This window comes from Sphingobium soli, from assembly GCF_020782245.1.
Taxonomy (GTDB): Bacteria; Pseudomonadota; Alphaproteobacteria; order Sphingomonadales; family Sphingomonadaceae; genus Sphingobium; species Sphingobium soli.
Genome location: NZ_JAJGNP010000005.1, coordinates 68,644 through 87,070 on the forward strand (window position 1 = coordinate 68,644; position 18,427 = coordinate 87,070).

Genomic DNA, 18,427 nt, shown 5'->3' on the forward strand with positions numbered 1-18,427 from the left:
CGGTCAGCGCAACATGCGCACCGCGATCCAGGCGCTGGGCAAGCCGATAACCAGCGCAACGCCCAGCGCATAGACCAGGAAGAAGACCATGGCGAAGACGACCATCCCGGTCGTCCCGCCCGGTTCCTGCGGCTGCGGCCCCGCCAGCGTGATTACCAGCATCACGGCAAAGGCGATCAGCGCCAGCAGGGGAAAGGCGGACGCCGCGACCAGCACCTGCCGCCCGGCGCTCAGGTCCGGCCAGCGGCCAAGACTGAACTTCGCCGCGCCGAAGCTCATCAGGATCGCCAGCAGCGCCGACCCGACCAGAAAGCCCATCGTCCCTAATCCGCGCAAGGCTGCGGCGGCAGCGTCTTGCCGGCACCGTCCAGCGACTGCACCGCAAACCGCCCGTCCGCATAGCGGACCGTCACAATGTCCCGTGCGCGCAAGTCGCCCCACAGTTGACGAAAGGCCGGCGACCGCGCCGCATCCGCAATATGCACGTCGCCCCGCTTATCCGTCATGAAGCGCGTTTCGCGCGACCCGGAGCGCGAGGAGGCTATGAGCCGCAACTGGCTATCGGGCGGCGGTGCCTGCCCTTTGATCTGCGCCATGATCGTCACCGCCCTGCCCTTGCACGACAGGTTAAGCGCGCCGCCTGTGGGCGAATCCCATTGCCCGGTCAGATACTCGCTAACGCCGTTCTGATAGGCATAGGTCCACATGGATTTCCCCGACGCCGGCAGCGCGGCTGGCAGGGCGATGACGGCGACCGCCGCAAGTCCCGATATGATGCGCATCTCTATCTCCTCGCCATCACGGAAGGATAAGCGCGCCTGGCGGCCCCGAGGTTCCCGGAGGGCCCGGGACAAAAAAAGGCGGCGAGCCGAAGCCGCCGCCTTTCCTTACCCTCAGGTCTGATCGCGCGGCGATCAGCCTTCGCTGCGGGTGTCGCGGCGCTCGGCGATACGAGCGCGCTTGCCGGTGCGGCCACGCAGATAATAGAGCTTGGCGCGACGCACGACACCGCGGCGAACGACAGTGATCGAATCGATGTTGGGCGAATAGAGCGGGAACACACGCTCCACGCCTTCGCCGAACGAAATCTTGCGCACGGTGAAGTTGGATCCCATGCCCTTGTTCGAGCGGGCGATGCACACGCCTTCATAATTCTGGACGCGGCTGCGGTCGCCTTCCTTGACCTTGACGCCCACGCGCAGCGTGTCGCCGGGGCGGAAGTCGGGAATATCCTTGGCGAGGGCGGCGATGCTTTCCGCCTCGATCTGCTGGATGATGTTCATGTCACACTCAGTCCTTGGTCGTTCGTTGCGCACCAGAGGGCGGCTGGTCCCGAACGCCGATATGACGTTCCCAAAGGTCCGGCCGCCTTAGCCGTGTATCCTCCTCCGCCCTTTGTTTCCGCCAGGCGGCGATTTTCGCATGATCCCCCGATCGCAACAGTTGCGGGATCGTGCGCCCCTCCCATTCCACCGGGCGGGTATAATGCGGATATTCGAGCAAGCCCGTTTCGAAGGATTCCTCGACTCCGCTGGAAGCCGCGCCCATTACACCGGGAAGCAGCCGCACGCAAGCGTCGAGCAGCAGCAGCGCAGCCATTTCCCCGCCCGACAGGATGATGTCGCCCATGCTGACCTGTTCGATGGCGCGCGCTTCGAAAATCCGCTCGTCAAACCCCTCGAACCGGCCGCACAATATGGTCGCGCCCGGCCCGGCGGCCAGGTCGCGCACACGCGCCTGCGTGATCGGGCGTCCGCGCGGCGTCATCGCCAGCACCGGCAGGTCGGGCCGCTTGTCCAGCGCATGATCCACCGCCTTGCCCAGCACGTCGGCGCGCAACACCATCCCCGCGCCCCCGCCCGCCGGCGTATCGTCCACGGTGCGGTGCTTGTCCGCCGCGAAGGCGCGGATCTGGATTGGGTCACACGCCCATTTCCCCTCGGCCAAAGCCCGCCCTGCAAGCGACACGCCCAGCGGTCCGGGAAACATTTCCGGATAGAGCGTGAGGATCTGCGCGGTGAAGGTCATCCGCGCCGCCTCGCCCGCAGCCGCGCGGCGGAAAAGCCGCCGGCAAGGCACAGCATGCCGCAGACAAGCAGCGTCAGGCCGAAGCGGATCAGCAGGTCCGACCAGCCATCCTGCCGCGTCATGCCTGGCAAAATGAAGAGCAAGGGCATCGGCAGGACGAGCGCGAACGCCACCGCGATCTTGACGCCCGTGCGCCAGCTTATCCCCCACAGTCGCCACCCCGCCGCGAGCAGGAATAGCAGATACAGCATCAGGACGATTTGCGGGACGACAGCCATATCGCCGCGCTTAGGCGATGGGGCGGGCAGCGTCCAGCAGGCGCGCCTCATGGCTGGCGGGCGACCAGCTTCAATTCCTGAATCCCTGCTGTCGGCGTTGGCGCAAGCAGCAACGTCCCGTCCACACGCCCGCGCTCGCACGACCAGGTAAAGCTGCCGGACAGATTGCCGCTGGCCGAGATCGGCGCGTCCGTGCGGCAGTCCCCCACTTCACGGCGCAATGCAGCGAGCCGACGCGTCCAGCTGTCTGCATCGCTGTCCATCAGCATGTTCATCGCCAACCGCTCGCGCGCCGCCAATATATTTCCAGCCGCATAGATTTGACCCGCAGCGGCATAGCCGTCAGCCAGATGCGGCGTTACCGGCGGCTCCCGCGCAACCAGCGCACCTGCCTGCTTCAAAGCGACCGCCGCATCCCAGGCCGGACCCGCCCCGCCATTATAGGTGCGGTTAGTGAAAACGAAAATGCCCACGCCATAGTCCGGCATCAGCATCACATGGCTGCCATAGCCGGGATAGCCGCCGCCATGGGACAGGGTCAGCCCCAAGTCGCAATCCTGCGCGACGCGCATGCCAAAACCATAGGCCGCCGCCTGCTTGCAAGCGCTCGGCCCGCTCTTGCCATTGCGCTGCGCCAGCTTCGCGAAATTGCTGCCCTGCGCCAGCATCCGCACCGACGCGCGCGAGACCGGCGCTTGATCCGGATCATCCCGTGCCGGCCAGGCCGACAGCAAGAAGGCGACCCAGCGCGCATAGTCGGTCGCGCTGGTCTGCAAGCCCCCCATCGCACCGAACGCGCCATCGTCCATGTCCGGCTCGCGCAGCCACCGCCCTTCCTCCCAGCGATAACCAAGCGCGCGCCGATCCTGTGGCCATTCACGCACGGCATAGCCGCTCGACGTCATGCCGATCGGACCAAGCAGGATGCGTTCGACATAGCGGCGATAGGGCATGCCGCTCACATTGGCGATCACCCGGCCGAGCAGAGCATAGCCAAGATTGCTATATTCATAGCGCGTACCCGGCGCGGTGTTGAACGGCACGCCCTGTGCCAGCAACCGCGTGAATGCCTCCTGCGGCATCGGCGTCTGGCGGTCGCCCCATGGATTGTCGTCGACGAACCCGGCGCTGTGGGTCAAAAGGTCGCGGATGCGGATGCGCGGACTGTCCTTCGTGGGATAGGTCCACTGGCGCAGTTCGGACACATGCTGTTCCGCCAGGTCATCCAGCGTCAGCTTGCCGTCTTCGCGCAGCTTGAGGATGGAGAGCGCGGTGAACGCCTTGGTCATCGATGCGATGCGGAACAGGCTGTCGGGCGTGACCGGGCGTTTCTGGTCCAGATCCTGCACGCCAAAAGCCTTTACATGGACCAGACGCCCATTGGCGACGATGCCATAGATAAGGCCGGGGGAATGGCTGTCTTGCCCAAAATCATGGAACAGGCGGTCGATGTCAGGGACGACAGCAGCGATCTTCTTTTCGTCTGCCTGCGCATGGGCAAGGGCGGGAAAGCAAAGCAGCAGGAGCACCAACCAGAACTTCACAGGGTCCAGTCCTCCATTTTCAAGCCCTCGATATCCGCGAAGTCCTTCCGATTACGCGTCACCAGAATCATTCCGAGCGCCAACGCCTGTGTTCCGATCAAGCGATCGAAGCTGTTGCGAGGAATGCCGACCTGGGCCGCCACCTGCGCATAGGTCCGCGATGTCGCGTCATCAAAGGGCGCAATATTCAGCAGAAAGAGGAAGGAATCCACCCGCCGCCCGTCCCCTACCGGATCGCTGGACGTGCGATTACCCACCCGCAATTCGGCAGCGGTTATCGCCGACACGCTCAACGCGTCCAGGCAATCGCCCATGCGCCGCGCCAGCGGCCCGCTTCGCCCCAGCAGGAAATCAATGCAAACATTCGTGTCAAGCAGATAGAGCGACGTCGTCATGCGGCCTGGGTCGCGGCATGGCTCCAGTCACGGTCATCTTGAGCCGTATCGTCCCGGCCATCCGCCATGAAGCCGGCAGACATGCTGCCGTAAAGTCCCATCAGGACCTCCCGCGCCCGATCCTGTCGCCAGAAGAAAAAGCTGCCATCGTCATGCGAGACGAGCGTCACTTCTTCGCCTTCCTGCAGCCCCAGCGCCTTGGGCAGGCGCAAGGCCAGGCTGTTGCCCGACTTGAACACCTTGGACTTATACTCTTCGCCCATGGGACGCCTCCGTATATACGAGCCGTATATACTATTCCACGAACGCAGCGTCAATCACAGCTCCGCCGTCGCCCAGCGTCACCGCATGCATCGGCACCATGAAGCGCTTGCCACTGGCGCGTTGCACTTCGACAATGTCGCCCGCGCCGAAATTCTCAACCGCGACGACGGTGCCCAGCGCCTCGCCCGTGCTGGATGCGCAGGGCAGGTCGATAAGGTCGACATGATAATATTCGCCCTCGCCCAGCGGCGGCAGGGCGGATCGCGGCACTGTCAATTCCGTGCCGCGCAGCGCCTCGGCCGCGCCGCGATCGCCGATTTCAGCAAAGCGAGCGACCGCGCCATTGGGGCCGGCGCGCACCGACTTCAGTGTCAGCGTGCGCCCTGCGGCCATGAAGGCGCCATAGCCCTTCAAGCTGTCCGGCCCGTCGCCGAACAGCTTGAGACGAACCTCGCCCGTCACCCCATGCGCCCCAGTGACGACGGCCAGAGTGACGGGCTTGTCGGTCAAGTCGATCAACCTTCGGCCTGCTCGGCAGTGGCTTCTTCGGCGGGCGCGGCTTCCTCAGCAGGAGTCTCAGCCGGCGCGTTGGCGGCTTCTTCCGCAGCCTTGCGGGCTTCTTCGGCCTCGGCAGCCTTGGTAGCGCGATCTTCCGCGCGGTCCTTGGCCTTCTGGCCCGGCTCCGCCTTCTTGGGGTTGTTGCGGGCAGCGCGTTCCTTCACGCCGGCGGCGTCCAGGAAGCGGGCTACGCGGTCGGTCGGCTGCGCACCGGCGGCGACCCAGTGCTTCGCGCGCTCGATGTCCAGAACGACGCGCTTTTCATCGCCCTTGGGCAGGACGGGGTTGTAGCTGCCGATACGCTCGATGAACTTGCCGTCACGCGGCGCGCGGCTGTCAGCGACGACGATGCGATAATAAGGGCGCTTCTTGGAGCCGCCGCGCGACAGACGGATGGAGGTTGCCATGGATATTTGCCTTTCTGTTCAAACCAAATACGTTGTAACTGCTTATTTCTTCATGAAATTCTGAAAGCCTGGGGGAAGCTTTGGCATGGTGCCGCCAAGACCGCCCAGTCCGCCCAGCCCCGACAGGTCGGGCGGCGTGCCGCCTTCAGGACCGCCCGCGCCGCCCAGGCCGCCCATTCCGCCGCCGCCGAACATCTTGGCCAGCCCTTTGAGGCCGCCCATCTTGCGGATCTTCTTCATCGCGCTTTCCATTTCCTGATGCATTTTCAGGAGCCGGTTGACCTCCTGCACCGTGGTGCCGGAGCCTTTGGCGATGCGGATCTTGCGCTTGGCGTTGATGAGCGCGGGCTTCTCGCGCTCCTTGGGCGTCATGGAGCCGATCATCGCGTCGAGATGGATCAGCGTCTTGTCATTGGCGCCACTGTTGGCCATCGCCGCCTGCGCTTTTTTGAGGCCCGGCAGCATGCCCGCCAGCGCGCCCAGCCCGCCCATGCGGCGCATCTGATTGAGCTGCGCGCGCAGGTCGTTCATGTCGAACTGACCCTTGGCCATTTTCTTGGCGAGCTTGTCGGCTTCCTCGGCGTCGATCGTCTCGGCCGCCTTTTCCACCAGCGACACGACATCGCCCATGCCCAGAATGCGTTGCGCGACGCGCTGCGGGTGGAAGGGCTCGATCGCGTCGAGCTTTTCGCCCGTGCCCGCGAATTTGATCGGACGGCCCGTCACCGCACGCATCGAGAGCGCCGCGCCGCCGCGCGCATCGCCGTCCATGCGGGTCAGCACCACGCCAGTCAGCGGCACCTGGGCGGTAAAGCTGGTCGCGACATTGACCGCGTCCTGGCCGGTGAGCGAATCGACGACGAGCAGGATTTCGGCGGGCGTGGCGACATCGGCCACCGCCTTCATCTCGTCCATCAGCGCCTGGTCGACATGCAGGCGACCGGCGGTGTCGAGCATCACCACATCGAAGCCCTGGAGCTTCGCCGCCTGCAACGCGCGGCGGGCGATGTCGACCGGCTGCTGACCGGCAATGATCGGCAGGGTCGCGACGTCCGTTTGCGTGCCCAGCACCGCCAGCTGTTCCTGCGCGGCCGGGCGCTGGACGTCCAGCGACGCCATCAGCACCTTCTTGCGCTCTTTTTCCTTCAGGCGCTTGGCGATCTTCGCGGTGGAAGTCGTCTTGCCCGAACCCTGCAGGCCGACCATCATGATGACGGCGGGCGGCGTCACGTCGATCATCAGGTCGGACGTGTCCGAACCCAGCGTTTCCGTGAGCGTGTCGGACACGATCTTGACGACCATCTGCCCGGGCGTGACCGAACGCAGCACATCGCTGCCCACCGCCCGCTCGGTCGCCTGATCAACGAACTGGCGCACCACGGGCAGCGCCACGTCGGCTTCCAGCAGCGCGATTCGCACCTCGCGCATCGCGGCGCGGACATCGTCCTCCGTAAGCGCACCGCGCCCACGCAGCTTATCGAAGACCCCACCTAGGCGATCGCTGAGCGAATCGAACATCAACACCTCATCCGGGCCGAAGCCCTTGAAAATTCGTAGCAGACCCATCAAACGACAAAATCGCCGGCGGGCGAAACCTCGCCGGCCAGCGTCCATCCGATGCCCCGATTGGGCGCCCTGGAGTCGTCAGAGTCGAACGGCACGCCGCCCGATGCTGGGCGTGCCCTTAGGGGAAAGCGAAGAGGAGCGCAAGCGATCGCCTTGCAGCGAGACAACGGCCTCCTCTTCATGTAGTCAGAAAACCGATCACCAAGTCAAACATTATTATGCGGCACAAATGATTACCAAAATCTTATAAATGAAATATTTCTGACTAAACCTAAAAAAGACGAGAATATAATTCTGCTGGATCATTAACTATATATCTAGAATATGATCCAGATCCGCTAATTTTTTTCATTTCTACAAAATGAATTTCTTGATCAAATCCTTTTGTTTCTGAAATAATTTCGTAATTCGGATTTATAGACGGCCCCCTCGGGAATATATCTACTTTTGCCGAAACATCTTTAAGCAATATCAATAAATGGAATGCTGACCCTTCAAATCCGGCTATACGCTCAGCGGTAGCTAAAACTTCCAACTGGCGATCTACGCTGTGCTCCTGAGAATGAAATATATCCCAACCCTGTTCTATTAACAGAGATTCGATCTCAAGGTCGTTTTCGATACCGCCATGCTTTTCCGCGAGTTTTGAGCGAGATAGCCAGATTTTACGGCCAGGAACAGTCTTGGCGGAATACTGCCCCAAAAATTCGGCATGATAAGATTTGAAAAATGATCGGATGGAAAATCCGCACTCTCCCAATATTAAATTGGGGACACGAAGCGGATTCGACAAGAATATATGTTCGTTACGCAATTTAAGAGTTTGGCAAATCAACTTCTGCCATCCTTTGAGATGGGGGTCCTTCAACCAAACAATTGGCAGATCAGGAAATTCTCTCGCGACATGTAATCGCGAGATAGACTCAAGAAGAAAATGACCAAAATGACTGTAAATATAGCCACCAAACATGACCGGAAAATCAATTTTGTCCGTTACGTCGTTCGTGTCGAGCGGCTGGGAATAAACCATTTTGACGCCGGTCCGATAGAATGCCGACTCTTCGACAAACTGGCCCTGCTGGTCATATACTCCGCCAACGAGTGCGCCCGGCGGGCCATCCTCCCTTTTAGTTACGGGGACCAAGAATGCTTCGCTTACACTAGTAAAATTTGACATTGAAAACTCAATAAATCACGCAATCGAATTATCTATAACTGGTCCCCATCGCGGTTCAAGCCGAGGGACGCACATTCCTCACAAACCGCCTAAGATCCTGCAGATACCAGCGTTTCCTTCTATGCCTCGCGTGGATCGAAACGACAGCTGAATGATCCATCCGCCTTGCAGAAGCTTCTCTTTTAAGCCAGCAGGAGCGCAAGAAACGTCAGGGGAGCCTACACGCATGAGTTGGACACGCCGCAAGCCGATGGAGGCCATGGTGCCGCAGGATAGCGGGCATCAACTCGCCCGCACCCTCTCCTGGCCGCACCTGCTGGCGTTGGGCGTCGGCGCGATCGTGGGGACGGGCATCCTGACGCTGATCGGCGTCGGCGCGGACCGGGCGGGGCCGGCCGTCCTTCTTTCCTTCGCCATTGCCGGCGCGATCTGCGCCTGCGCGGCGCTCGCCTATGCCGAACTGTCTACCATGATGCCGGCGGCGGGCAGCGCCTATAGCTACTCCTATGTCGTGCTGGGCGAAGGCATCGCCTGGATCGTGGGCTGGTCGCTGATCCTGGAATATAGCCTTGTCGTGTCGACCGTGGCGGTCGGCTGGTCAGGCTATGCCGGCCCGCTGCTGACCCCGCTGGGTTTCCCGCAGGCGCTGACCAAGGGACCGGAACTGGGCGGCATCATCAACCTGCCCGCCATCTTCATCATCGCCGTGGTCGCAGGATTGCTAATGTTCGGCACGCGCGAAAGCGCGCGCCTCAACACCATCCTCGTCCTCATCAAGATCGTGACGTTGAGCCTGTTCGTTGCTTATGCCCTGCCTGCTTTCGACGCCGCGAACCTGGAGCCGTTCATGCCCTTCGGCTTTGCCAAGTCGATGAGCCCCGATGGCGTCGAGCGCGGTGTCATGGCCGCGGCCGCGATCATCTTCTTCGCCTTTTACGGCTTCGACGCGATTTCGACTGCGGCCGAGGAAGCGAAAAACCCCGACCGTGACCTCGCCATCGGCATCGTCGGGTCGCTGATCGTCTGCACGCTTATCTATGTCCTCGTCGCCGCCGCCGCGATCGGCGCGCTGCCCTTCACCCGCTTTGCCGACAGCCCCGAACCGCTGGCGCTGATCCTGCGCGAAATGGGACAGGGCGGCATCGCCCGCATTGTCGCCATCGCGGCGGTCATCGCGCTGCCAACGGTGCTGCTGGGCTTCCTCTATGGCCAGAGCCGCATCTTTCTGGTGATGGCGCGCGACGGCTTTCTGCCGCAGGGTCTGGCTCGCATATCGAAGCGCGGCACCCCGGCGCGGATCACGCTGGTGACGGCGGTGCTGGTCGCGATCATCGCGGGGCTGCTGCCGATCGACGAGATCGCGGCGCTGGCCAATGCCGGCACGCTGATCGCCTTCACCGCCGTTGGCCTCTGCCTTCTCGTCCTGCGCAAGCGCGCGCCCGACCTGCGCCGCCCGTTCCGCACCCCGGCGGCCTGGATCGTGGGCATCGGCGCGGTCGCGGGCTGCGCCTATCTGTTCCTCAGCCTGCCGATGATGACGATCATGGCCTGCGCCGCCTGGAATGCGATCGGCCTGGCGGTGTATTTTCTGTATGGGCAGCGACGGGCGAGCGCCGCAAAATAAGGAGCTGGAATTGACTGCCTTACTAAGCATCATGCTGGCCGCGACACTTGTTCCAGCAATGCCGGCAAAGTCGCCCGGATATTGGCTGAGCGACGACGACTACCCTTCGGGTGCGCTGAAGCGGAAAGAGGAAGGGCCGGTAGCATTTTCCCTTCTCATCTCGCCGACCGGGCGCATTGCCAACTGCATGATCACGCAGACCAGCGGCTCGGCGGATTTGGACGAACGAACCTGTGCCATGATCGCGTCACGCGGTCGCTTCAAAGCGGCGAGGGACGAAAATGCCGCTGCGACATACGGCTCGTATAGAGGAATGCTGTACTGGCGCCTTCCCGGCAAGCTAGGTGGCCCATCCTATCGCTATGTGCCTCCTGTTGATATGACATTACAGGTCAAGCGCTTGCCCGGCGGAGCGCAGGAGGAGCGCGTAACGCTGACCGCAAAGTTTGATCAAACCGGACATGTCACTGCTTGCCAAGCGTTCAACCCCGACCAATCGTCCGCAAAACTGGTTGAGGTCGCATGCCAGCAGACACAGCAATTCTTTAGCTCAGTCACCGCCGACGCCGACGGGCGTCCAGTGCCTATCGTGCAGCAGCTCACTGTCAAATTCCAGGTCGCGGCACCTTAAGCCCGGACTCGCCTTTTCCCCTCACTCGCACTACATGCCCGCGCATGGGGCGCTTCTCGAAAATGCATGGCCTGGGCAATGACTTCGTGGTCATCGACGCGCGCGCCGCGCCGGTGGCCATGACCGAGGCGCGCGCCCGCGCCATTGCCGACCGTCATGCCGGCATCGGCTGCGACCAGTTGATCGTGATTGGCGATGCGCCCGACGCCGACGTGTCCATGCAAATCTTCAACGCCGACGGCAGCGAGGTGGAGGCGTGCGGCAACGCGACCCGCTGCGTGCCGCTGTTTATCGGCCATGACGTCACCATCCGCACCAGGGCCGGCCTGCTCGACGCCCGGCTGATCGACGGCGGGGCGAGCGTCGACATGGGCGCGCCGCGTTTCGACTGGAACGCGATCCCGCTCGCCTATGCGATGGACACGCTGACGATGCCGGCAAGCTGGGAAGAGCTGCCCGCTCCAGCCGCGGCCAATGTCGGCAATCCGCATGTCATCTTCTTCGTTGATGATCTGGATGCGGTGGACACGGCGCGGCTTGGCCCCATGATCGAGCAGGACCCGCTCTTCCCGCAGCGGGTGAACGTCAATTTCGCGCAGGTCGTGGGCGAAAACCACATCCGCCTGATCGTCTGGGAAAGGGGCGCGGGCCTCACCCGCGCCTGCGGCACCGGCGCCTGCGCCACCGCCGTCGCCGCGATCCGGCGCAAGCTGGCGCACGGCCCTGTCCCCGTGACGCTGCCGGGCGGCGATCTCGTGATCGACTGGCGGCCGGGCGGCACCATCCAGATGACCGGCCCCGCCACCCATGTCTTCGATGGCGAGGCCGACTGGGCGCGCTTCTGATATGAGCGGCCCCGACATCATCACCATGGGTTGCCGCCTCAACATCGCGGAGAGCGAGGCGATCCGGCAGATGGCGGCGGATCAGGACGATCTGATCGTCGTCAACAGCTGCGCCGTCACCGCCGAAGCGGTGCGCCAGACCCGCCAGGCGATTCGTCGGGCGCGACGAGAACGACCCGACGCACGCATCCTCGTCACCGGCTGCGCCGCGCAAACGGAGCCGCAGACCTTTGCCGCCATGGCGGAGGTGGACGCTGTCATCGGCAATCGGGAGAAGATGGAGGCGGCGACCTACCACCGTCCGTTCGGTTCGAGCGAAGTCGAGAAGCGGCTGGCGCATCCTGATCGTTTCTCGACTGTGTTCGAAGCGAACGGTGGGTTGGACCTGCCCAAAGTCCGCGTCGCCGACATCATGGCCGTGCGCGACACCGCGCCGCATATGGCGAGCGCCTTTGCCGACCATGCCCGCGCCTTTCTGGAGGTGCAAAATGGGTGCGACCATCGCTGCACCTTCTGCATCATCCCCTATGGCCGGGGAAACAGCCGCTCCGTCCCGGCGGGCGCGGTCGTGGACAAGGCGCGCGAGTTGGTGGACGCGGGCTATCGCGAAATCGTCCTGACGGGCGTCGATGTCACCAGCTATGGCCCCGACCTGCCCGGCGCGCCGACGCTCGGCCTGCTGGTCGAGCGCATACTGAAAGGCGTGCCCGACCTGCCGCGCCTGCGCCTCTCCTCGATCGACAGCGTGGAGATGGACGATCGCCTGTTCGATCTGATCGCGCACGAACCGCGCATGATGCCGCATGTCCATCTCTCGCTCCAGGCGGGCGACGACATGATCCTCAAGCGCATGAAGCGCCGCCACAGCCGCGCCGATGCGGTGCGGATCGTCGAGCGGCTCAAGGCCGCACGGCCGGACATCAGCATCGGCGCGGACATCATCGCCGGCTTCCCGACCGAAGACGACGCGATGTTCGCGCGCAGCCTGGCCCTCATCGACGATTGCGCCATCGTCCACGGTCATATCTTTCCCTATTCCCCGCGTGAAGGCACGCCCGCCGCGCGGATGCCGCAGGTCGATCGGCCGACGATCAAGGCCCGCGCCGCCCGCCTGCGCGCCGCCTGCGCGAACCGCCGCGACGCTTGGCTGCGCAGCCTGATCGGCACGCAACAGTCCGTACTGGTCGAACGCAGCGGCCTGAGTGGCCATGCGGAAAATTTCGCGCCGGTGCGTTTTACGGCGACGCAGACACCCTCCGCCATCGTGCGCGCGACCATCACGGGACTTGAGAAGGGCGTCCTGATCGCGCAAGAGGCGGCATGACGGATTATCATCATGGCTGACACTAACTGGCGCGATCGACTGTTTGGCGGGCTCAAGCGCACGTCCAACAGGCTCGGCGACAATCTGACCGGCCTTTTCACCAAGGCCGCGCTCGACGACCAGACGCTCGACGAAATCGAGGAGGCGCTGATCGTCTCCGACCTTGGCCCGGCCATGGCCGCGCGCGTGCGCGACAGGCTGGCCGAAGGGCGCTTCAATCGGGAACTGACCGAGGAATATCTGCGCGAGATCATCGCCGAAGAGATTGAAAAGACGCTCGCCCCCGTCGCGCGCCCGCTGGAGATTGAGGCGTTTCCCCGACCCCAGGTCATCCTGGTCATCGGCGTCAATGGATCGGGCAAGACCACCACCATCGCCAAACTGGCGCATAATTTCCTGGAACAGGATTATGGCGTGATGCTGGCCGCCGGCGACACATTCCGCGCCGCCGCCATCGGCCAGCTCAAGGTCTGGGCCGAACGGCTGGGCATCCCCATCGTCGCGGGCAAGGAAGGGGGCGATGCCGCCGGCATCGTGTTCGACGCCGTCAAGCAGGCGACAGCCACGGGCATCGACGTGCTCATCGTCGATACCGCCGGGCGGCTTCAGAACAAGACCGAACTGATGGACGAACTGGCCAAGGTACGCCGGGTGCTGGGCCGTTTGAACCCGGCGGCCCCACACGACGTTGTGCTGGTGCTGGACGCCACGACGGGACAGAATGCGTTGAACCAGATTGAGGTCTTCAAGGAAACCGCGCAGGTGACGGGGCTGGTCATGACCAAGCTGGATGGTACGGCGCGCGGCGGCGTATTGGTCGCGGCGGCGGAGAAGTTCCGCCTGCCCATCCACGCCATTGGCGTGGGCGAAAAGATCGAAGATCTACGCCCCTTCGATCCCGGCGACATGGCAAAGGCGATCGCGGGCACCGCTTATGCGCGGTAAGCGATAAGAAGCCGTTCGGGTTGAGCCTGTCGAAGCCCAGCCCTCCTCTTGAGAAAAGCGAGGCCCTTCGACAGGCTCAGGGCGAACGGATGATGCAATGACCGCGACAAAATCTCCCCATAACGGCACCCTGTCCCTTGCGCTCGACTTCGGGCCGCTCCTTGTGTTCTTCCTGACTTACAAAGGCGCAGGCTGGATCTGGGGTGCGGGCAATCCGATCACGGCGATGATTTTTGGCACCGGCGCCTTCATGGCCGCGATCGTCATTGCCGTCATCATCTCGAAGGTGAAGCTGGGCCGCGTATCGCCGATGCTCTGGCTCTCGGCGCTGCTGATCCTCTTTTTCGGCGGCCTCACCATCTATTTCCGCGACCAGAGCTTCATCCAGGTCAAGCCCACCATCATCTATGCCTTTTTTGCGCTGATGCTGATTGCAGGACTGTTGCGTGGCCAGCCTTTGCTCAAATATCTGCTTCAGGCGGCCTATGACGGACTGACGCATGAAGGCTGGATGAAGCTGTCGCGCAACTGGGCGCTGTTCTTCGTCGCCATGGCGATCGCCAATGAAGCCATGCGCCGGTCGATGAGCTTCGACACCTGGCTCGCGGTCAAGGTCTGGGGCGTGACGATCGTCTCGGTGGTTTTCGCCGGCGCCAACATCCCGATGCTCATGCGCCATGGCCTGACGCTGGGCGAGGAAAAGCCGAGCGACGAAATCGGCGAAACCACCCCGCCGCAGGGCTGATTTCTGCGATCGTTTCGCAATAGGCACAAGCCTCTTTTAATCCGCGCCGGCGAACGCATATGGGAAGCGCGGCGGGCTTGCAGCCTTGCTGCACCGATGAACCTTTCGGCCGCTCCGTCCGTTGAGCGGCCGTCCCCATAACGAACCCGAGGAGTTCCGCCATGGCCTTTGTTCTGCCCGACCTTCCCTATGCCAAGGACGCCTTCGGCGACATCCTGTCGGCCGAAACCTTCGACTATCACCATGGCAAGCACCATAATGCCTATGTGACCAAGGCCAATGAACTGGTCGCCGCGGATGCGTCGCTCCAGGGCAAGTCGCTGGTCGAGCTGATCAAGTCGTCCAAGGGCGGCCTGTTCAACCAGGTGGGCCAGATCTGGAACCACACTTTCTACTGGCATTCGCTCAGCCCCGAAAAGAAACAGCCGTCGGGCGAGCTGCTGGAAAAGATCAACGATGCCTTTGGTTCGGTCGATGCGCTGATCGACAAGATGAAGGCGGAGGCCGTGGGCCATTTCGCCAGCGGCTGGGCCGCGCTGATCCTGAAGGACGGCAAGCTGGAGGTGACCAGCTATCACGACGCCGACACGCCGGTCGCGCATGAAGGCCACACGCCGTTGCTGATCCTCGATGTATGGGAACATGCCTATTATATCGACTATCGCAACGCGCGCCCCAACTATGCCGAGCGCGTGCTCAAGGAAGCGATCAACTGGGATTTCGCAGCCCAGAATCTGGATGGCCAGGGCGTCAGCCGCGCTGACCAGCCGGCCTGATGTTCAAACGCCGCCCTGCCGCTACGGCAGGGCGGTGCTTTCCCTGCCATAATGCGCAGGATGACAAGATATTCTTAAATATCTGCGGCGATGATCTACCCTCCAGCGCGACGCTAGGAGGGACGGATGGACCTGGACGAGTTACGCCGCCAGCATGCAGCGATCGGCCTCACGGCGCGCGCGCTCGAACAGGCGGTTTCAGAAACATATCAACCCGACGGCGTGGCGAGACTGCGCTGGCAACTGGCGCGGCAGCTTATGACGCATGTCGCGTTCGAAGACCGCATCTTTTATCCCACGCTTAAAAGATCAGCCGAAGCGCGAACGCGGGACCGGGCCACCATGCTTGAAAGGGAACTTGGCGCACTGGGCGACCGCTTCAAAGCCTACATGACCGACTGGAGCGATGCGCGCATCCGCCGCGAATGGCCGGCGTTTTGCGCGGAGACGCGGCCGATCCTCAACATGCTCATGGACCGTATCGGTCAGGAAGACCGCCTGTTTGACACATTGGCGCACGATCGCACGATTCGTCACGGTACCACCGCCCGGTCCGCCTGACCGGGATCAGGCCGCTTCCAGCTGCGCCACGAATTGGTCGGCCGCGCGCTGCAAGGCTTGTGCTGTGCGGGACAATCCCGAAGCGGCGCTCGACACGCGATCGGAAAGGCTTTCGGTGCTGCGCGCCATATCGGCCGCTTGCTCCACCTGCTGCGCCATGCGCGTTACGCCTTCGGCCGTATCGCGGGCCGACTCGCCGATGGCGCTGGTCGCATTACGCTGGCTATCGACGGCCTGCTGGATCTCCCCGGCTGCCGCCGCCAGCTGCTCGACCACGCGCGCAACGTCGGACAAGGCGCCTTGGGCCACGCCCGCACCCTGATGCGCAGATGTCGCTAGCGATTGAATCTCGCCGGTCGCGCTTGCCGCCTGCCCGGCCAGTTGCTTCACTTCCTGCGCCACGACCGCGAACCCGCGCCCGACCTCTCCTGCGCGGGCGGCCTCGATCGTCGCGTTGAGCGCCAGCAAGTTGGTTCGTGCCGCGATTTGCGTGATCGAATCGGCAAAGCTGGTGATGGACGCGGTGCGGCTTTCCATGTCCCGGACAGCATCGTGCCCGGCGCCTGACACGCGTTTTGCGTCGCTGCCGAGGGTGGCCTGCTGTGCCGCTGCCGTGGCGATGGCGGTGATGGACTGGGACAATTGCTCGATACGGCCGGCCAGTTCCGCCGCGCGATCCGACGACCGCTCGGCCGCCGCCACGGTTTCGTCCGTCCCCGCGCTGGCGCGCCGCGCCAGTTCGTTGAGCGCTCGCGCCGACTCGTCCAGTTCGCGGGTCGCACCGCTGACCGCGCCCACGACATCCGCAATCGACTGGCGAAAGGCCTTAACCAGCGCCAGCGTTTCCGCGCGCCTTTCCGTGGTGAGCCGCGCGCGCTCCTGCTCGCGTTCGGCGCGCATCGCATCTTCGAGCAGAGCCGCCTCGCGATTTGCCGCCATGGCGCGTTCGGCGGCGCTTCGCCCCGCCTCCGCCGCCTCGGCCAGCTGCGCCGCCGCGTTCGCATGACTATCGAGCGCAAGCAATTGCGACCGCAAACGCACCGCCAGATAGCATAGCACTGCCGCCTGCAAGCTGACTGCCACGCCATGAACGGCGACCCGCTGCACATCACCGCTGCCCAAAAACACCCAGTCGGGCGCGATGAAATTAAGCGCCAGATGGTGCAGCGCCGTCAGGCCCGCCGACAATATGATCGGCCGCCAGTCATAGAGCAGCGCCAGTCCCGCCAGCGCCACGAAGAAGAACATATGCGCGTCCATCTGCCACCGGTGGCCGGACAGCAGGAAGACGCCAAGCGCCGGCTGCACCGTCGCGAGCGTGCTCATCATCAGGCGAACGACGCCATCCTGTCGATGGCGCAGGACCATGATGGTGGGCATGATGTTGACCAGCGCCGACACCAGCAGCACCTGAGCCCCATCGCCAAGCCCCAGCCCCAGCGACAGCAATCCCAAGGCGCCGCTCCAGATCCAGCTGCCCAGCAACAGAATCTGCAATCCCTGAAGCCGCAGGCGGCTCAGACTATCGATCGCCCGCATCAGCCGATCTCTCCGCAACCGCCTGCGCGCGCCGAGAGCACCAGCACGCCGCTGTGCAGCAAGGGCTGTATCAGGCGAGCGCGTTCACCTTCGATAAGAAGACTATGCCCCGGCCCCGCGCCCACCAGCCTTGCCCCATGGGCAATCGCAACCGAAGCGAGCGCGGCGCGACCAGCGGTGGTTACAGGGACCAGCGCCATCCGGCCCGATGGGGGCGGCATGACATACAGAAACATCAGCCCAAGAAGGCCAAGGCCGCATTGCAGGAAAACAGGCGCGCTACGCCCTAATCGAGCAGGAATCGTCATACCGTCGCGATAAGGGCGGATGGTAAGGATGTGATTAACGATCCGCTGCGGCAGACAGCCCCAATTCCCGCGCCAGCATGTCCAAATCAGCCTTTGGGCGCACCAGCAACCAGTCACGACTGTCGGCGCCATTTACGACGGTAACAGCATTTTTCGGGCATATGCCGAGGCAATTCACCTCGACGATTCCCGCTGCGGCCTTGCGCCCTTTTTTCAACGATAAATGCCGGCGCAATGCCTTGGCCAAATGCTCGTCGCCATCCGGGCCAAATCCGCCGTCAACCTTCTTGGAGCATTTGCGGCAGATCAGCACCGCCTGCTGCCAGTTTGATCGGACATGATCCTTCAATCCGCTGCCTTTCAGTCCGCCGCCGCGCGCGGTTTCCAGGTCCGGCGCTCCTCGGCGGCGCGCAGTACCTCATAGGCGGCCTGTATGGCCTGAAACCGCACCGCAGCCTCGGCATCGCCCGGCTTCACATCCGGGTGATTTTCCTTTGCCAGCCGTCGCCAGCTTTTCTTTACCGTCTCGAAGCTCGCATCGTCCTCAAGCTCCAGTGCCTTGAGGGCATGGAGTTCGTCGCGCGACCGGCTGCCATCGCCCGGCCCGCCCCAGCCATGATAGGCGCTGGACTGAAAACCGCTGGCGTCGCGGCGCTCCGCCCGCTCCCGCTGTTCGCGCTCTTCCTGGTCCAGCCCCTGAAAATAATCCCAGTTCCGGTTATATTCCGCGGCGTGATCGAAGCAGAAATACCAGCGTTCCGGGCTGTTGGGGGATTTGGGTGCCGGACACTCCCCCGGCTTTTCGCATCCATGGCGATCGCATAACCGCACCTGCTGCGCCTCGCGCGCCGCGCCATAGCTGCGCCACCGGGGAAATCCCCAGTCATTGGATCGACCTTGTTTCGCCATCAC

At 63.3% G+C, this 18,427-nt stretch carries 24 protein-coding genes; 8 read left to right on the forward strand and 16 right to left on the reverse strand.

Translation table 11 applies throughout. The features are described from left to right. Positions 1-3: 3 nt before the first annotated feature. The 12 genes from LL253_RS08420 to LL253_RS08475 form a co-directional block, all read right to left on the reverse strand. A complete protein-coding gene (locus LL253_RS08420) occupies positions 4-318 on the reverse strand; it encodes a hypothetical protein (RefSeq protein ID WP_228222101.1) in 315 nt (104 codons plus the stop codon). 5 nt (positions 319-323) lie between these two features. Continuing rightward, positions 324-782, reverse strand: coding sequence for a hypothetical protein (locus LL253_RS08425; RefSeq protein WP_228226901.1), 459 nt, complete (start codon positions 780-782; stop codon positions 324-326). A gap of 132 nt (positions 783-914) precedes the next feature. After that, a complete protein-coding gene (gene rplS / locus LL253_RS08430; RefSeq protein ID WP_009820937.1) occupies positions 915-1,283 on the reverse strand; it encodes a 50S ribosomal protein L19 in 369 nt (122 codons plus the stop codon). A 7-nt stretch (positions 1,284-1,290) separates the two neighbouring features. Next, positions 1,291-2,028, reverse strand: a complete 738-nt coding sequence (gene trmD / locus LL253_RS08435; RefSeq protein ID WP_228226902.1) for a tRNA (guanosine(37)-N1)-methyltransferase TrmD — start codon at positions 2,026-2,028, stop codon at positions 1,291-1,293. Continuing rightward, positions 2,025-2,357, reverse strand: a complete 333-nt coding sequence (locus LL253_RS08440; protein WP_228226903.1) for a hypothetical protein — start codon at positions 2,355-2,357, stop codon at positions 2,025-2,027. The genes trmD and LL253_RS08440 overlap by 4 nt, the downstream gene beginning before the upstream one ends. Further along, positions 2,354-3,850, reverse strand: coding sequence for a serine hydrolase domain-containing protein (locus tag LL253_RS08445; RefSeq protein WP_228226904.1), 1,497 nt, complete (start codon positions 3,848-3,850; stop codon positions 2,354-2,356). The genes LL253_RS08440 and LL253_RS08445 overlap by 4 nt, the downstream gene beginning before the upstream one ends. Then, positions 3,847-4,245: a type II toxin-antitoxin system VapC family toxin gene (locus LL253_RS08450; RefSeq protein ID WP_228226905.1), complete on the reverse strand. Its 399-nt coding sequence runs from the start codon at positions 4,243-4,245 to the stop codon at positions 3,847-3,849. The genes LL253_RS08445 and LL253_RS08450 overlap by 4 nt, the downstream gene beginning before the upstream one ends. Continuing rightward, positions 4,242-4,508, reverse strand: a complete 267-nt coding sequence (locus LL253_RS08455) for an AbrB/MazE/SpoVT family DNA-binding domain-containing protein (protein WP_009820932.1) — start codon at positions 4,506-4,508, stop codon at positions 4,242-4,244. The genes LL253_RS08450 and LL253_RS08455 overlap by 4 nt, the downstream gene beginning before the upstream one ends. A 31-nt stretch (positions 4,509-4,539) precedes the next feature. Next, positions 4,540-5,019 (reverse strand): ribosome maturation factor RimM, encoded by a 480-nt coding sequence (rimM, locus tag LL253_RS08460; protein ID WP_009820931.1) that lies wholly within the window; start codon positions 5,017-5,019, stop codon positions 4,540-4,542. A gap of 5 nt (positions 5,020-5,024) precedes the next feature. Continuing rightward, a complete protein-coding gene (gene rpsP, locus LL253_RS08465; protein ID WP_009820930.1) occupies positions 5,025-5,474 on the reverse strand; it encodes a 30S ribosomal protein S16 in 450 nt (149 codons plus the stop codon). A 42-nt stretch (positions 5,475-5,516) separates the two neighbouring features. Next, on the reverse strand, positions 5,517-6,992 hold the full coding sequence (ffh, locus tag LL253_RS08470; RefSeq protein ID WP_228227014.1) for a signal recognition particle protein: 1,476 nt from the start codon (positions 6,990-6,992) through the stop codon (positions 5,517-5,519). Positions 6,993-7,311: 319 nt separating this feature from the next. Further along, entirely contained in the window at positions 7,312-8,217 is a 906-nt protein-coding gene (locus LL253_RS08475) for a glycosyltransferase 61 family protein (protein ID WP_228226906.1), read from the reverse strand. 226 nt (positions 8,218-8,443) lie between these two features. Here LL253_RS08475 and LL253_RS08480 point away from each other — a divergent pair, with 226 nt between their 5' ends. The 8 genes from LL253_RS08480 to LL253_RS08515 all read left to right on the forward strand — a co-directional run bounded on the left by LL253_RS08480 (position 8,444) and on the right by LL253_RS08515 (position 15,668). Further along, entirely contained in the window at positions 8,444-9,841 is a 1,398-nt protein-coding gene (locus tag LL253_RS08480; RefSeq protein ID WP_228226907.1) for an amino acid permease, read from the forward strand. 31 nt (positions 9,842-9,872) lie between these two features. Continuing rightward, the gene (locus tag LL253_RS08485; protein ID WP_228226908.1) at positions 9,873-10,472 is read left to right on the forward strand and encodes an energy transducer TonB; all 600 of its coding nucleotides are present in this window, start codon (positions 9,873-9,875) and stop codon (positions 10,470-10,472) included. Positions 10,473-10,516: 44 nt separating this feature from the next. Next, positions 10,517-11,317: a diaminopimelate epimerase gene (dapF, locus tag LL253_RS08490; RefSeq protein WP_228226909.1), complete on the forward strand. Its 801-nt coding sequence runs from the start codon at positions 10,517-10,519 to the stop codon at positions 11,315-11,317. Between the two features lies 1 nt (position 11,318). Next, positions 11,319-12,641, forward strand: coding sequence for a tRNA (N(6)-L-threonylcarbamoyladenosine(37)-C(2))-methylthiotransferase MtaB (gene mtaB / locus LL253_RS08495; protein WP_228226910.1), 1,323 nt, complete (start codon positions 11,319-11,321; stop codon positions 12,639-12,641). 12 nt (positions 12,642-12,653) lie between these two features. Then, a complete protein-coding gene (gene ftsY, locus LL253_RS08500) occupies positions 12,654-13,586 on the forward strand; it encodes a signal recognition particle-docking protein FtsY (protein ID WP_228226911.1) in 933 nt (310 codons plus the stop codon). Between the two features lie 97 nt (positions 13,587-13,683). After that, on the forward strand, positions 13,684-14,331 hold the full coding sequence (gene ispZ, locus LL253_RS08505; RefSeq protein WP_009820921.1) for a septation protein IspZ: 648 nt from the start codon (positions 13,684-13,686) through the stop codon (positions 14,329-14,331). Positions 14,332-14,492: 161 nt separating this feature from the next. Beyond that, positions 14,493-15,107 (forward strand): superoxide dismutase, encoded by a 615-nt coding sequence (locus tag LL253_RS08510; protein ID WP_009820920.1) that lies wholly within the window; start codon positions 14,493-14,495, stop codon positions 15,105-15,107. Between the two features lie 126 nt (positions 15,108-15,233). Continuing rightward, positions 15,234-15,668: a hemerythrin domain-containing protein gene (locus LL253_RS08515; protein ID WP_009820919.1), complete on the forward strand. Its 435-nt coding sequence runs from the start codon at positions 15,234-15,236 to the stop codon at positions 15,666-15,668. Positions 15,669-15,674: 6 nt separating this feature from the next. Here the strand turns inward: LL253_RS08515 and LL253_RS08520 are convergent, their stop codons facing one another. The 4 genes from LL253_RS08520 to LL253_RS08535 all read right to left on the reverse strand — a co-directional run bounded on the left by LL253_RS08520 (position 15,675) and on the right by LL253_RS08535 (position 18,424). Beyond that, positions 15,675-17,207, reverse strand: coding sequence for a methyl-accepting chemotaxis protein (locus tag LL253_RS08520; protein ID WP_228226912.1), 1,533 nt, complete (start codon positions 17,205-17,207; stop codon positions 15,675-15,677). Beyond that, positions 17,207-17,443: a hypothetical protein gene (locus tag LL253_RS08525; protein ID WP_009820917.1), complete on the reverse strand. Its 237-nt coding sequence runs from the start codon at positions 17,441-17,443 to the stop codon at positions 17,207-17,209. The genes LL253_RS08520 and LL253_RS08525 overlap by 1 nt, the downstream gene beginning before the upstream one ends. Before the next feature lie 106 nt (positions 17,444-17,549). After that, entirely contained in the window at positions 17,550-17,903 is a 354-nt protein-coding gene (locus LL253_RS08530) for a (2Fe-2S) ferredoxin domain-containing protein (RefSeq protein ID WP_407696087.1), read from the reverse strand. Further along, entirely contained in the window at positions 17,876-18,424 is a 549-nt protein-coding gene (locus tag LL253_RS08535) for a J domain-containing protein (RefSeq protein ID WP_228221692.1), read from the reverse strand. The genes LL253_RS08530 and LL253_RS08535 overlap by 28 nt, the downstream gene beginning before the upstream one ends. Positions 18,425-18,427 lie beyond the last annotated feature (3 nt).